Source organism: Romboutsia sp. 1001713B170131_170501_G6 (assembly GCF_015668195.1).
Taxonomy (GTDB): domain Bacteria; phylum Bacillota; class Clostridia; order Peptostreptococcales; family Peptostreptococcaceae; genus Romboutsia_C.
In genome coordinates this window covers 919,834-933,742 of the sequence record NZ_JADPFC010000001.1, presented here as the reverse complement: position 1 = coordinate 933,742, position 13,909 = coordinate 919,834, and the positions used below count along the sequence as shown (strand labels likewise).

14 protein-coding genes are annotated in these 13,909 nt (G+C 26.2%); 4 read left to right on the top strand and 10 right to left on the bottom strand.

Going from position 1 to position 13,909, the window contains the following annotated elements; genetic code table 11:
* Nucleotides 1–24 precede the first annotated feature (24 nt).
* Both I4U89_RS04695 and I4U89_RS04690 read left to right on the top strand, forming a co-directional pair.
* Complete coding sequence (locus tag I4U89_RS04695) at nt 25–753, top strand: M48 family metallopeptidase (RefSeq protein WP_195938801.1); 729 nt, start codon at nt 25–27, stop codon at nt 751–753.
* 138 nt (nt 754–891) lie between these two features.
* The gene (locus tag I4U89_RS04690; protein ID WP_195938799.1) at nt 892–1,668 is read left to right on the top strand and encodes a hypothetical protein; all 777 of its coding nucleotides are present in this window, start codon (nt 892–894) and stop codon (nt 1,666–1,668) included.
* A 95-nt stretch (nt 1,669–1,763) separates the two neighbouring features.
* Here the strand turns inward: I4U89_RS04690 and I4U89_RS04685 are convergent, their stop codons facing one another.
* The 3 genes from I4U89_RS04685 to I4U89_RS04675 all read right to left on the bottom strand — a co-directional run bounded on the left by I4U89_RS04685 (nt 1,764) and on the right by I4U89_RS04675 (nt 4,204).
* Complete coding sequence (locus I4U89_RS04685) at nt 1,764–2,636, bottom strand: MurR/RpiR family transcriptional regulator (protein WP_092925918.1); 873 nt, start codon at nt 2,634–2,636, stop codon at nt 1,764–1,766.
* A gap of 262 nt (nt 2,637–2,898) precedes the next feature.
* Nucleotides 2,899–3,480 carry a class I SAM-dependent methyltransferase gene (locus tag I4U89_RS04680; protein ID WP_195938797.1) on the bottom strand — a complete coding sequence of 194 codons (582 nt, stop codon included), beginning with the start codon at nt 3,478–3,480 and terminating at the stop codon, nt 2,899–2,901.
* A gap of 7 nt (nt 3,481–3,487) precedes the next feature.
* Nucleotides 3,488–4,204: a pseudouridine synthase gene (locus I4U89_RS04675; protein ID WP_195938795.1), complete on the bottom strand. Its 717-nt coding sequence runs from the start codon at nt 4,202–4,204 to the stop codon at nt 3,488–3,490.
* 179 nt (nt 4,205–4,383) lie between these two features.
* Here I4U89_RS04675 and I4U89_RS04670 point away from each other — a divergent pair, with 179 nt between their 5' ends.
* Nucleotides 4,384–5,478: an AI-2E family transporter gene (locus tag I4U89_RS04670; protein ID WP_195938793.1), complete on the top strand. Its 1,095-nt coding sequence runs from the start codon at nt 4,384–4,386 to the stop codon at nt 5,476–5,478.
* A gap of 107 nt (nt 5,479–5,585) precedes the next feature.
* On the opposite strand, the gene I4U89_RS04665 is transcribed toward I4U89_RS04670, so the two are convergent.
* The 3 genes from I4U89_RS04665 to I4U89_RS04655 all read right to left on the bottom strand — a co-directional run bounded on the left by I4U89_RS04665 (nt 5,586) and on the right by I4U89_RS04655 (nt 8,975).
* Nucleotides 5,586–6,254, bottom strand: a complete 669-nt coding sequence (locus I4U89_RS04665) for a tetratricopeptide repeat protein (RefSeq protein ID WP_195938791.1) — start codon at nt 6,252–6,254, stop codon at nt 5,586–5,588.
* A 304-nt stretch (nt 6,255–6,558) separates the two neighbouring features.
* The gene (locus I4U89_RS04660) at nt 6,559–7,176 is read right to left on the bottom strand and encodes a hypothetical protein (RefSeq protein ID WP_195938789.1); all 618 of its coding nucleotides are present in this window, start codon (nt 7,174–7,176) and stop codon (nt 6,559–6,561) included.
* Nucleotides 7,177–7,337: 161 nt separating this feature from the next.
* Entirely contained in the window at nt 7,338–8,975 is a 1,638-nt protein-coding gene (locus I4U89_RS04655) for a hypothetical protein (RefSeq protein ID WP_195938787.1), read from the bottom strand.
* A gap of 243 nt (nt 8,976–9,218) precedes the next feature.
* Between I4U89_RS04655 and I4U89_RS04650 the strand changes: the two genes are divergently transcribed.
* On the top strand, nt 9,219–10,118 hold the full coding sequence (locus I4U89_RS04650; RefSeq protein WP_195938785.1) for a DnaD domain protein: 900 nt from the start codon (nt 9,219–9,221) through the stop codon (nt 10,116–10,118).
* 250 nt (nt 10,119–10,368) lie between these two features.
* On the opposite strand, the gene I4U89_RS04645 is transcribed toward I4U89_RS04650, so the two are convergent.
* From I4U89_RS04645 to I4U89_RS04630, 4 genes are all read right to left on the bottom strand, one after another.
* On the bottom strand, nt 10,369–12,657 hold the full coding sequence (locus tag I4U89_RS04645) for a hypothetical protein (RefSeq protein ID WP_195938783.1): 2,289 nt from the start codon (nt 12,655–12,657) through the stop codon (nt 10,369–10,371).
* A 14-nt stretch (nt 12,658–12,671) separates the two neighbouring features.
* Nucleotides 12,672–12,902 carry a hypothetical protein gene (locus I4U89_RS04640; RefSeq protein WP_195938781.1) on the bottom strand — a complete coding sequence of 77 codons (231 nt, stop codon included), beginning with the start codon at nt 12,900–12,902 and terminating at the stop codon, nt 12,672–12,674.
* Between the two features lie 14 nt (nt 12,903–12,916).
* Nucleotides 12,917–13,318, bottom strand: coding sequence for a hypothetical protein (locus I4U89_RS04635; RefSeq protein WP_195938779.1), 402 nt, complete (start codon nt 13,316–13,318; stop codon nt 12,917–12,919).
* Nucleotides 13,319–13,686: 368 nt separating this feature from the next.
* Complete coding sequence (locus I4U89_RS04630) at nt 13,687–13,869, bottom strand: hypothetical protein (RefSeq protein WP_195938777.1); 183 nt, start codon at nt 13,867–13,869, stop codon at nt 13,687–13,689.
* Nucleotides 13,870–13,909: the final 40 nt, after the last annotated feature.

The window sequence follows — 13,909 nt, the reverse complement described above, 5'->3', positions numbered from 1 at the left end:
ACATTTATTTGGAGGGTTAAATCATTGCATGAAATTAAATACAAAGATAATATTATAAAATATTCTATAATAAAAAAATCTAATATAAAAAACATTTCTATTAAAGTTAAATATCCAGGGATAGTTACTGTAACTTCACCAAGTGGTATATCTAATTCCTATATTAATGATTTACTTAAATCTAAGATTTCTTGGATATCGAATAAATTACGTGAATTTGATGAGATAAATTTTAATACAAAAAAACTTGAACTTATAGATGGAGATAATATTTATTACCTTGGTAATCTCTATACATTAAGAATTAATGATGATAAATTCTTATCTAAAAATAGTATATATTTAAAAGAACGTGAGTTTATAGTAGATATAAGCTCTCATATAAGTATATCAAATAGGCGTAATACAATTTACGAATTACTTAAAGAATGGTTTATAACCTCTGGTAATGAAAAAATTAAAGAAAGATTAAACATATATTCTAAAATTTTAAATATATATCCTGAAAATATTAAAGTTAAAGAACAAAAAACTACATGGGGTACTTGTTCTTCCCTAGGTAATATATACATAAACTGGAGAATATTTTTAGCACCTATTGATATTATTGATTATATATTAGTGCATGAGTTATGCCATTTAAAGCATATGAATCATTCAAAAGAGTTTTGGAACTTAGTTGAAAGTGTAATACCAGATTATAAAAATAAAAGAGAGTATCTAAAAAATAATTCAAATAAATTAAAAATATAGTTATTTTATAATACTAGGTAAAATTTATCTTAACTAAAAATGTATATCATCATTAACTTTGGCAAAAGTTATTAAAAGCATAATTAATTACTTTCTATACGTAAATGAAGTATTTGATTAAAAAAACTGGAGGATTTAATGAAAAAATTTAAAAATGGAAATATGCTGATAGGCGCATTTCTTATTTTATTGTCATTGTTTTTGCACTATATACATTACTTAGTATTTAAAGATGCTCATCATACTTTGATATTTTTATTTGCAGATATAGCCTTTATCCCTATGGAGGTATTTTTCACAACGTTATTCATAGATAAATTGCTAGAAAAAAGAGAAAGGGCACATATAGTAGAAAAGCTTAGCCTACTAATAGGTGTATTCTTCACAGAGGTAGGAACTAAATTGCTTAATCAATTTACTATCGGTGATAAAAATATTAATAATATCAGAAATATGGTTGATTTAGATAAATTAATAAATGATGCTGATTATTTTAAAAACATTAAATTAGTTACATCTAAATATGACTATAAAATTGACTTAAATAATATTGATTTAACTGTCATAAAAAATTCTCTTCATGAAAGTAAGAACTTACTTGTAATTTTAATAAGTAATGAATATTTACATGATCACGAAACCTTTACAGAAACTATTATGGCACTTTTTCACTTGAAAGAAGAAATTGATACTAGATACAATCTAGATATTCAAGAATATGAAAAGGAGCATTTAGAAAGTGATATATCTCAGGTTTATCGATATCTAACTTATATGTGGTGTCATTATATCAATTATTTAAGTTATAATTATCCTAGCTTATATATAAAAGCACTTATAAATAATCCTTTCGATACTCGTTCTAAAAAAGAAAAAGATGGAGTATATTTAAAGCATTTTAATGTATATAAATAATTTATAAACTTAAAAGATTATACGGTACTTTAAAAACTATAAAAAATAAGCAATATACCAAACTTAATTTGCTAAGTATATTGCTTATTTTAAACCTATTCATAAACGGAATATTGATCCCAAATTTTTTCTAAATCACTAAAGTGTTCTTTTATATCTTCTTTTTCTTTCATACCAACAGATACTATTAACGCATTAGCTATACTTAATGCAGGTACTAGTGAATCGACAAATGATGCCATATTGCTTTTTACTAATAATACATCATCTGCTAAAGATGCAACTGGCGCAAATAAACTATCTGTTAATGATATTATATGAGCTCCTTTTTCTTTAGCATAGCTTACTATTTGATATGACTTTTTAGAATATCTTGGGAAGCTTATAGCTATTATTACATCTTCTTCATTTATTTTTACTATTTGTTCAAATGCATCTCCCATATCCATTCTTATTATATGAACGTTATCAAGTATTATATCTAAGTAAAAGCCTAAATATTGAGCTATAGTAAATGAACTTCTCATACCTAATATATATATTTTTCTGGCTTTAAGTATCTTATTTGCAGATTCCTCAAATGCTTTTTCATCTATTGTTTCTAGCGTTGATTTTATATTATCTATATCGCCTTTTAGTATTTTATTAAGTATTGTACTATCATCTGAATATTCTTTTGCCATTTCCACTCTTTGAACTGTTGTAAGCTTATTTTTTATAAGTTCTTGTAGTGCTTCTTGAAGTTTAGGATATCCAGAATAACCTAGTGCATTTGCAAATCTGACTACTGTAGATTCACTAACCCCTACTGTTTCCCCCAATTTACAAGCTGTCATAAAAGCTACTTTATCATAGTTTGATAGTATATATTGAGCTATTAGCTTTTGCCCTTTACTAAGTCTTGGATATTGTGCTTGTATGTCTGAGATAAGTTTTTTACTATCTTTTAAGTCTCTAGTATCTTCCATTTCTTTCTCCTTATAATTTATATTATCAAAATTTCTAAATTCTTTTAGAAATGCCTCTATATTCAAATTCTCTGTATTTTTAATGTCTGATTGAGCATCGAATATTATTATACCACTTTTACATATATATTTTAAATACTCATTTAAAGATTTTGTATAAAAACATATATAATTTTATTTTTATCTAGCATCATATAATTAATTCTTTTTAAGAAATATTTTTTAAATAAATCATCTAAAAAAACCATGCTTAAAGCATGGCTTAATATTCTTTTTTCTTTTCTATTAAAATAAGCTCTGGTGGATTATTTATTTGATTTATAAATTTACATTCTAATACATTAAATTCACTTTGGTTTAAGTTTTTAACAAAATTATGCACACAATTTTTTTCTTCTAATCCACCTTCATGTCCTGTATAAATTGCAAGACTTATTACACCATGAGGCTTAAGTAGCTTTAAGCTATTCTCTATAGCCTTTATTGTTGTATTTGGTTTTGTTGTAATCATATGTTTAGCCCTTGGTAAATACCCTAAATTAAATACAACACATGAAATTTCTTTATCAATATATTTGTCCATGTTTTCATGACCATCTAAAATAAGTTTTACCCTAGAAGATAAACCTTCTTTTTCTAACTTTTTTGATGTTGACTGTATAGCTTCTTCTTGAACGTCAAAGCTGTATACAAAACCACTTTCTCCTACTTTCTTAGCAAGATATGTTGTATCGTATCCATTACCCATAGTAGCATCTACGACTATATCGCCCTCATTTATTATTTGTTCTAAATACAATTTATTTATGTCTATTACCTTAGTTAAATATTTAGCTTTTATCATAATTCACCTACTTTATACCCTTTAAGTACTTTATCTCATCATTAGTTAAGTGTCTGTAGCTTCCTACTTCAGTTTCTTTTAAAGTTATTTTACCCATAGCAACTCTTCTAAGTCTAAGTACTGGATGATTTATAGCTCTACACATCTTTCTTACTTGTCTATTTCTACCTTCATGTATTTTTATTTGACATATTGAATAATTTTTCTCTTCATTTATTTTTACTATTTTAAACTTAGCAGGTGCTGTTTTATAATCTTCTATATACAAACCTTTCTCAAAGTTTTCTATTTCTTCATTAGTTGGTACACCTTTTACTATTGCCATATAGGTTTTATCTATCTCATGTTTTGGATGAGTTAATTTATAAGTTAAATCACCATCATTAGTAAGAAGTAATAATCCACTAGTTTCATAATCTAGTCTTCCAACAGGATATATTCTTTCTTTTATATCAGTTATTAAATCAAGTACACTTGGTCTGTCAAATTGATCTTTTACTGTCGTTATATATCCTTCTGGTTTATTTAAAACTATGTATACTTCTTTTTCATCTAATCCTATTTTTTCTCCATCTATTTCTACTATATCCTTAACTTCATCTACCTGAAATGATAATTCTGTTATAATTTTTCCATTTACACTAACTCTACCATCATTTATAAGTTCTTCAGCTTTTCTTCTTGATGCTATACCACAAGACGCTATATATTTATTTATCCTCATATTACACCTTCTCTTTAATATTTTGTCATTCTAATAATTCACTGATATAAGACTTTTTTTTTATTATTACAATTATATATAATAATACATTGTTATTAAAAACAAAACCCTAATTTTTTTTCATTTATATGAAATACTATTAATATATCTAATTTAAGTAAATTTTTAAGGAGAATATTATGATTTCAAAGGAAAATATAAAGTATTATGTATTTATAGCTTTTATAACTATACTTATATATAAATTTATAGATTCGCCAGAGAATTTATTATCTAATATAAAGGGTTTATTCATGATTCTAAGTCCTTTTTTTATAGGTATTTTATTTTCTCTCTTGATAGATCCATTGATGGTATTTCTTGAAAAAAAGTTTAATATTAAAAGAATTTTAAGTCTTTTAATATCTTATATTGGTATTTTATCATTAGTATCTATCTGTGCTAATATGATAATCCCCTCTTTAATAAATACATTAAGCACTTTATTAAAGGAGATACCTTATTGTATAAATACTTTAGAGACAGTACTTACTAAGCATATATCAAATTTAGATCTCTTAAAATTATTGATATATAAAATAGAAGATGGATTAAATATACTATTAAAAGAACTTAATAATTTATCGTCAAAAACTTCTACTGATATTTTGAATTATATACTTAGTATAACTTCTTTATTTTTTAATATTTTAATGGGGCTTATATTATCTTTTTATATTTTATATGATAAAGAAAAGATAATACTAGGTTGTAAGAATTTATTATACGCTATTACCACTACCAGAAAAGCTAATTCTTTTATAGAATTTTTTAAAACCTCTAATTATATATTTTATCATTATATAGTTGGTAGAATATTAGACTCATTAATAATAGGAATACTAGCTTTTTTAGGATTTAAGTTTTTAATTAAAATTGATAATGCTATATTTTTATCATTTATAGTTTTTTTAACTAACATAATACCTTACTTCGGTCCATTTATAGGAGCTATACTACCTATTTCTATGACTTTTCTTTATAGTCCTCTTAAGGCACTTTGGGTATTTGTATTTATTTTTATTCTTCAACAAATAGATGGAAATATAATCGGACCTAAGATTATGGGAGATCAAGTTGGACTTAGTCCACTTTGGGTCATATCTGCAGTACTTATAGGGGGTTCATTATTTGGAGTATTAGGTGTTTTTTTGTCTGTTCCTTTTGCAGCATTAATAAAAATTTGTTTGGGTAAATACATAAACAATCAGATAAATATTAAAGACTCAAAATAATAATTTTCCTCAATTAAATATTTGTTTATATTAGCTATATGAAATAAAATTTAAGAATAATAAATAGCTATGATTTAAATCATAGCTATTTATTATTCTGTACAATCTTATTTTAAAATTTTATCTACTATAGTTACTATTTTTCGTTCTATAGTTTGAGGAATAGGCTGAGTATCTGGATTTGGTGAAGGAGTTATAGGAGGTGTTACCGGTTGATTAGGAACTATTGGTTGTGTTATTTCCATGTTTTCTTGTAAATTTTGCTCTTCCTTTTGCTTTTCTTCAGCTTCTTTTCTTCTGTTTTCCTCTTCTTTAGCTAGTATTTTAGCTTGAATACTTGAAACTTGTTTTTGTGCATAAATTACACCTTTTTTAGAAGCTTCTTTTGCATTTTCTTTTCTTTCTTTCTGAGCTTTTTGGTACTCTTCATCTAGCTTTATAAGTTCTTTTTTCTTAGTTAGTGCCTCATTTTTAATACTAGATGAACCATCTTTTATATCTTCTATTCGTTCAAGCTCTTTTATAGCTTTTTTATAATTTCCTTGATTTTCATATTCATTAGCTTTTTCCATTTTAACAGCTTGCATATACATAGCTCTGGCCTCATCATCTGCACTATCGGCTTGTAAGGCATCTGCTAATAAGTCTCTAGCTTTTTCGTATTCATGTTTTTCTAAAGCAACTTTTCCCTGACTAACTAAGTCATCGTCTTCTTTAGAACAACCTACCATTACAATTGCTATCAATGATAATAGTAAAATTAATTTTAATTTCATTAAATCCCTCCTTATTATCTAGTAATAATTCTATCATACTTGTTGTTTATATAGGAGAAAATATCGAAATTAATATTTTAAAAAACTTTTTTATTTTATTTTTAGATAAATTATTGTAAATTTTCATTTAGAAATCTATTTTTTAACGATTCTTATTTTAGTTAGTAACTTTTTGCAATATGTTATATATTTAATAATATTAAAAATATGATAATAAAACATAATTAAATATATTTAAAGTGTAGTCATAAATATCTGCACTTTTTTAATATTGAATATTATATTCTCTATAAATACAAATCTTTTATATATATCTAAACAATTTATTTAAAAATATATCTATTACTTCAACCTCACCATCTAACTTATTTATCATACTTCTTTGTAAATCATCTATTTCTTCCCCTGTTATAACTATTACTTTTGGAGTTTCAAAAAAAGGTATTGTTGATTTTTTTATCTTTTCATCCATATTTTCATACTTAGAAGTGTTTAATTTTTCATCTATTTTTATGTCTATCAAGATTTGCTTTATATCTCCATACTTATCAATATATTCCACAAATAAATCATACTTTGAATTTCCTACTGATATATTTCTATAAAATCTTTTTATATCATATCCATTATTATTTAATTTGATTGCTACTTCTGATCCAATAATTACCTTTATAAGCTCTTTACCCTTATATTGTTTACTTCCATTTAGGTAATATACATATGAATTGTCTTTATATCCTGAATAATTTATATTACATGGATATTTTCTAAGTGTATAATCATTACACATCTTTCTTAAAGTTTTTTTAAAAGATTTTTTTTTGAATTTCTTCCTTGTCCCAAAAACTTTTCCAAATTGATTCTCTGTCATACACCTAACTCTACTTACTAAAATCAATATCTCTTTTTCTATTCCAAGCATATCGTCTATCTCCTTGAAGTTATTTGATATTAAAAGTCATATATTATTATATTAAGCAGGTACTATAAAATTTACAAATTTTAAGTAATTTATTTAAAAGTTCAAATATTATATTTAATTAAACTAAAAAGAAGTAGCAAATTTGCTACTTCTAACTTAAATCATTTATTTTCTTTAGTTATGTTACCTATACTTAGATTATCAAATTCTACTATATCTACAAACCCCTTTTCCCCTTTTTGGTAAGTTATTTTAACCTTATCTCCCACTTGAGTGAGTGGTAAGTCTATAGATACTTTTGATGTTGCATTAAATATTCTATCATCTTTATTTTCTAATGTCAGATAATAGAAAGTATTGCCTGACTTTACATCTGGGCTAATTCTAGATACAGTACCTTCTACTATCTCTGTTGTTGTGTCATTTTCTATTTTTATATTATTGCCTTTCGAAGAAAGTGCCTCTCTATAATTTCTAAGTGCTTCTTCTTTTGTTTCTCCGAGTCCTAATATACTAAAGTCTTCTACTGATATAAATGCAACCATCTTAACTAAACCTGCTTTATCTTTTAAAGATGAAACATATGTAGGGGTTCCAAGTATGTTATACATTACAGGGAATGTTGCTTCATAGTTTTTCTCTTGAACTTTGCCTTCTGCAGATCTCATAGCCGCTGCTTCTGTTGCACCTGGTTGCTTATATAATTTAGATTCTTTAGTACGAGTATCAACTAACATAAATCCTATAGTTGATTCATCTCCGCCAGAAGAAGTTATCCCTGTATACCAATATGATTTATCATCATTTCCATAAACTAAAGATGTTCCTTCAGTTGGGACTAAAACGCCTTCTTCTGATATTACAGAATTTAAAAATCCTTTCACATATAATCCCCAATCATTTATTTGATCTGTTACAAATTCTTGAGGTTGTATTCTATCTATCCATTTTGGTGCATTTTTTATACTATATCTCTTAGTTTCTCCAGTTTCTGCATCTACTGTAGCCACTCCAACAGCATTAGCACCGCTGTATCCTATATCATGTTTGTATAATGTTGTAACCCAATAAGGTCTACCTTCATCATTTATTTCAAGTGTAAAATCTGTCATACCTACATTTACAATGCCTTTTAAATACATATGTCTGTGTAAGTCTTGATGTAGATATGCTTCTGGTTGATATACTATCTTAACAGGTTTCCCGTCTATCTCTTGAACTAGCCTTACATCTTGAGGATTACTAGCAGATACCATTACATATCCATTAGTTCCATCCAGTGATGTTATCCATTTTATTAAATCTCTATGTACAAGTGGTGCTACCCAATATAAATTTCCATTTACACTTTGTATATGAAATTTACCAAGTTTAGCAACACTTCCTAATGCTGGTACTTCGCCAACTTTTTTGTCTCCCAATTTCATAGCCATATCTTCATCTACTAAACGAATATCTGCTACACTTACGGGACTTACATCTTTTGTAAAGGTACTTTCCTTAACTTCTCCTAATAAGTTTCGATATGATTTAGAATGAAGTATTGGTGAAGATGTTATAAATGGAACAGCTATATTATAAACTATAAGTATTATAGCTATAAAAAAATTGTATTTTGCCATTTTAGAAGTCTTTTCGGACCTGTCAAGCATCATGTCTAATAAGCCAGATAAACCAAAGAATAGTATAAGCGTCGATGTAAATGATAAAAAGTCAAAACCTAAAACTGGTAGTTTTATGATTAAATATATCAAAATGATTATAAGTGATATTATATACGGTTTTATTTTCTTTCCCATTAAATACTCCCTTTCTTATTATTTATTTATTTATATTTAATTACATTATATCCATTTATTGTAAAAAAATAAATACGTTTTTTATAAATGGCTATTTATCAATGGATAACTTTAAATATTGTCGTTAAATGTCAGTTAGTAGTCAGTTAAAGATATTTATTCACATCTTATCCACATTTTTATCCACAAAATGACTAGTCAAACTAGTCATTTTTGATTTTAACATAAGTTAAGGAGAAAGTAATGAGTAAATTTAAAAATGAAACATATTTCGAAATGGGTAGCGGATTTGAAGATCCATTTACCAGGGTTCCTAATATAATACTAGATGAGAAAGATATTAGTGCTAAAGCATTAGGTATATATGTAAAAATAATAAGATTTCAAAATTCAAATAAACATAAGATATATATCTCTTCTTTAACCAAGCAATTAAAAGAAGGTAGAGATGCTATTACGTCTGCTATAAATGAATTAATTTCATTTGGATATATTCAACGTAGCGAAATTAGAACGAAAGGTAAATTCAACGGTTATAAATATATTGTTCACGCTCAACCAGTTGAATTCACTACGAACTCACCGATTACGGAAAACCCGAAATCGGATTATCCGACTTCGGAAAATCACGAATATAAAAAGAAAATAAGTAAAAAGAAAATAAATAAAAAAGAAAATAATGTTGTTGTTAATGATCAAAATACATTAGAAGAAAAAGTTATAAATTTATATAAAGAAATGAAGCTTGAAAAGAGAGTTATGCCACATACTATTAAAATGATTAAGAATTATTGTGATCTATTTGATTATGAAATATTTGAAGAAGTTTTTACATCTGCATCTGGTAACAAAGTAGACAATCCATATAAGTATATGAAGAAAGTATTTAGTGAACTAGAAAAAAAGAATATAAAAACTATAGAAGAATATAAAGTTGACTATGAAGTATTTAAGGGCAAAAAAAATGGACTATCTAAAACAGATAAGCCCAACATTAACGATAAAAATAGTATACCACAAAACAAATATAAAAAAACTAAATTCCATAATTTTAATGAAAATTTTACCAATTATAATGAAGATGAACTTATGGAAATATTGAGAAAAAGTCAAGAAGCTAAATTTGGTGAAGCAACATTTTAAAATCTAAAATAATATAAAAATTATTTTTTACAATAGGACATGCAACTTTTACTATGCTATTTGCATACACTTACATTATACAAGTGAATATATAAGCGTAGCGTTACAAACTTGTTTGGTATATATATGAACGACCAGTATAATTGGTCGTAAGTGACCTGGCCAAAGTCTATACATTTTGACTTTGGCCTTTTATATTAAAATTTATATATAAATGTATGTAGAAGTACATAAAAATACTCCCAAACTATTAAGCTGGGAGTTTTGCAACAAATGCACTATAATTTGTATCTTCATTTTTTATAAGACATAAAGCATTATATCTTTCTAATTCCACTAGATCCTCTTCACTGTAATTATACTTTTCAAACTGGTGACTTAATTCTTGGAATGCTTTTACATCACATCCGCTTAATAGTAAAAAAGAAGACCCTGAAGCTAAAATAGCATTCTTACATTTATTTGTACATTGACTTAAGAAATGTAATGCTAATGTAGGTGTTAAATTAAACTTTCTGCATTCCACTAATATATTTTCCATCAGCAACTGACAATTATAAGATTGATGTATCTCATTTATAAATAACTCTGTTTGTGCATCAGTTGCTCCAAGTTGCTTCGCTAGCCATATTTTACTAAGATAAAATGTAGCTAATATATTTCTTATCATTCTACTATTGAATTGTTTTTCAGGTATCTTTATTAATATTACCTTTCTATCATTTATTTCTTTTATAAAATCTATATTACTAGAGCTATTATTTGTAAAAGCTAACTTAGTGTACATATTAGCCTTTAACCAACTTATACGATCTATTATTCCATCTATTTTACTATCATAGTTTTCTATATTGCCTTTCTTATCTACTTTAGTCAAATCTTCTAAATCATCTATTTCATCTACAAGTATATCTTTCCCCTCATCACTTATACTTTCAATTAATGATATTCTCTTTTGGGGATTAGTAAGTATATCTATAACATCTTTAAAGCTAGCATCTATTTTTACATAAAATACAACAGTAGCTGCTGCATATAAGTATCTAAGCATACGAGGTGTGAGTTGAGCATTGTCATCATTTATACTATCTAATAATATTTGTAGTTGCTGTGCTTTTTGCATAGATATAGACACTTTAGTATATTCATCATCATCATCTTTATATCTAAGCTCATTATATGAAAATGACTGTAATTGTTTTATATTTGTACAATCTATTTCTAACAATCTTTCCTTAGGTGTGATTGCTTTAATATTTTCTGATAGCTGGCAAGTATCTATATAATCAATAACTATGAGTCCTCTATCTGCTTTTATTATATCCTTTGCCATATTTACCATGTAGTAATCTTTCCCTGCTCCCATAGGTCCTAGTAAAACTCTCCCAAGCCTCTTTATCTGTTTATCAATACTATAAAAAACCTCTTGTTCTATATCTTTACATTTTACAGTTCCTACTCTTACATCACCATGTTCTAAACAATTCGGAGCTTTTCTTTCTAGTATTTTATTATGTTGTATTACACTATACATATCTATTATTTCTTTTCCTGGAACTGATATAAAATTCCCTACTTCTTCTTCTGTTGTATTTACAGTCTTTACATTATTTAATTGTGTTGTATATTCATTTAGATTTTGTTTGATTTCAGTTCCAATTAGTTCATTATCATCACTTATAGCCTTAAAAGTATTACATGTAGATATAGCTAGTTGTTTTTCTCGCTCTTTTTCCTTAGATTTGCTTAAAATAACCACTTGAGTTTTACATATATCACTTTTAGACTTTCTAATGGTGCTAGGAGAAGGCTCTTTATTCGTAGATATAAATAGTTGTTGAGTCGTTTTATTATTACTTAAAATCGCTCCTATAAAGTCATCTAAAAATTGAATTAAAAATTTTAGTGTTATTATGCCTAAATCTACTATATTTTTACTCTTTTTTAGATTTTCTCCTTTTCTATATCTTTGGATAGCTTCCTTATATGTTATTTTGAAATAATTACTTTCCTTTTCTGCTGTTGGGATAAAGTTATATAATATCCCTACACTTTCATTTTCTTCTAAAATTTCTAGAACTGACATATTTGCATTAAGAAGATCATTACTTCTTTTATCCACATTTAAACTTAACGCATCATTCATTTTGTATCTTAACTGGTACTTCGTGCATTCATTTATATTATTAATAGGTAGCTTATCTACCTCTCTTATCTCGATATTCTTCCAAGTTTCCATAAACTTAGATTTAAATTTCATTAGATGAACAGTAGGTATTATGAAAAAGAACTGCACTTCTTTTTTAGTAACATGTATATAATAAGAAGCTTTTAGTTGTGTTTCTATGATAAGTTTCTTATTTTCAACTCTAATTAATTTACTAGTTTGCATATACATCTTATTTATAAGATTAGCTATACTATGGGTTGAATTATTTTTGTTAGATTTTGTGGGTATTAATTGAACTACTGTATATTCCGTTCTCTTAACTTCAATTAATTTACTAAGCTTTATGCTTTCTACTTTTCTCTTAAACATAATATCTACTCCTCCTATATTCCTAACAATACAGAACCTAAAATTCTAATTATTACATATATTACAGGCGATATAGATGCTACTGTTTTTCCTTTATTACATCCAAACAAATATAATATAAGTCCTATCATACCTGCTATAGCACATATATACTGGCTAGATAACACTACGTCTATTCCCACTTCTAATAGCCATTCTTCTATATAATTCCAAGGGTTTACAGCTTCAAATAACTTTTTAAACATACACTATCCCTCCTTTAAAATTTAATCCCATTGAACATTTCAAATAATTGAGGATAAAACTGTATGAATAAAAATCCTATCCAGTACTGTATTCCTTCTGTCATGGCCTGCTTCATATTTCCACCGTTCAAAAGTGTTACTATCATAGTCTTAGTACCCATGCCTATACATCCCCATTTAGCGAAACTTGATAGCATATCTATTATTTGATTTCCTACTCTATCTAAGCTAGATGCAAACTCATTCCCATATACATTTATATCTATATGTAGCATTAAAACTACCATAAATACTAATTTAGTATACATAACTTTATTATTTTTAATATTCGCTATAACCTTCTCTGCTAATGTAATATCTTCTTTTATAAACTCTCCGAACTTATATGTTTTCACTCTATATTTTCCTAGTAACATAGTATAATCCCCCTTCTACCTGGTTATAATAATCTTATAATTAATTTATCTGGAGGTAATTTATGAGTAATTTTCTTTGGTTTAGTGCTTTTGGTACTATTGGAACTATTATAGAAATGTTAATTAAATAAATCTCTTTTTAAATTCTAAAACAATTTCTAATATAAACTTCTTAAGCGCTTCTAATGTGTTTATCTTCTTTAGTATAAGTGCAGATATGAATAGCACATGCATGGTTATTAGAGTAGATTTTTAGATTTAATTTGAAGGGTTTAAATAATATTTATAGAAATTTATTATAGAATTATATAATTTTAATTCACTTAACTTTGAGCTCTATGGATGGCCGTCCTGGAGCTCTTTAATTTTTAATCATCATACTCATCTTTCCATAATCCTTTTTTTCTCATATCCTTTTCAACTAAGTTTTTCATGTAATTACTTTTACCAAGTGTATTCTTGATTGACTCTAAATAATTATAGATGACTAAATCTCTTACATTTTGCTTAAAACTTATAGGTTGTTTTAAGGATTGCTTCCTCTTCGTCATAACTACTCCTTTCTTATACTTTCATATATTTTTTACTCAT

Coding starts and splice junctions, on each gene's coding strand:
- I4U89_RS04685 (WP_092925918.1), bottom strand. CDS start 2,636: ATGGAAGATACTAGAGACTTAAAAGATAGTAAAAAACTTATCTCAGAC.
- I4U89_RS04645 (WP_195938783.1), bottom strand. CDS start 12,657: ATGTTTAAGAGAAAAGTAGAAAGCATAAAGCTTAGTAAATTAATTGAA.
- I4U89_RS04675 (WP_195938795.1), bottom strand. CDS start 4,204: ATGAGGATAAATAAATATATAGCGTCTTGTGGTATAGCATCAAGAAGA.
- I4U89_RS04670 (WP_195938793.1), top strand. CDS start 4,384: ATGATTTCAAAGGAAAATATAAAGTATTATGTATTTATAGCTTTTATA.
- I4U89_RS04640 (WP_195938781.1), bottom strand. CDS start 12,902: ATGTTTAAAAAGTTATTTGAAGCTGTAAACCCTTGGAATTATATAGAA.
- I4U89_RS04650 (WP_195938785.1), top strand. CDS start 9,219: ATGAGTAAATTTAAAAATGAAACATATTTCGAAATGGGTAGCGGATTT.
- I4U89_RS04680 (WP_195938797.1), bottom strand. CDS start 3,480: ATGATAAAAGCTAAATATTTAACTAAGGTAATAGACATAAATAAATTG.
- I4U89_RS04655 (WP_195938787.1), bottom strand. CDS start 8,975: ATGGGAAAGAAAATAAAACCGTATATAATATCACTTATAATCATTTTG.
- I4U89_RS04630 (WP_195938777.1), bottom strand. CDS start 13,869: ATGACGAAGAGGAAGCAATCCTTAAAACAACCTATAAGTTTTAAGCAA.
- I4U89_RS04690 (WP_195938799.1), top strand. CDS start 892: ATGAAAAAATTTAAAAATGGAAATATGCTGATAGGCGCATTTCTTATT.
- I4U89_RS04665 (WP_195938791.1), bottom strand. CDS start 6,254: ATGAAATTAAAATTAATTTTACTATTATCATTGATAGCAATTGTAATG.
- I4U89_RS04660 (WP_195938789.1), bottom strand. CDS start 7,176: ATGCTTGGAATAGAAAAAGAGATATTGATTTTAGTAAGTAGAGTTAGG.
- I4U89_RS04635 (WP_195938779.1), bottom strand. CDS start 13,318: ATGTTACTAGGAAAATATAGAGTGAAAACATATAAGTTCGGAGAGTTT.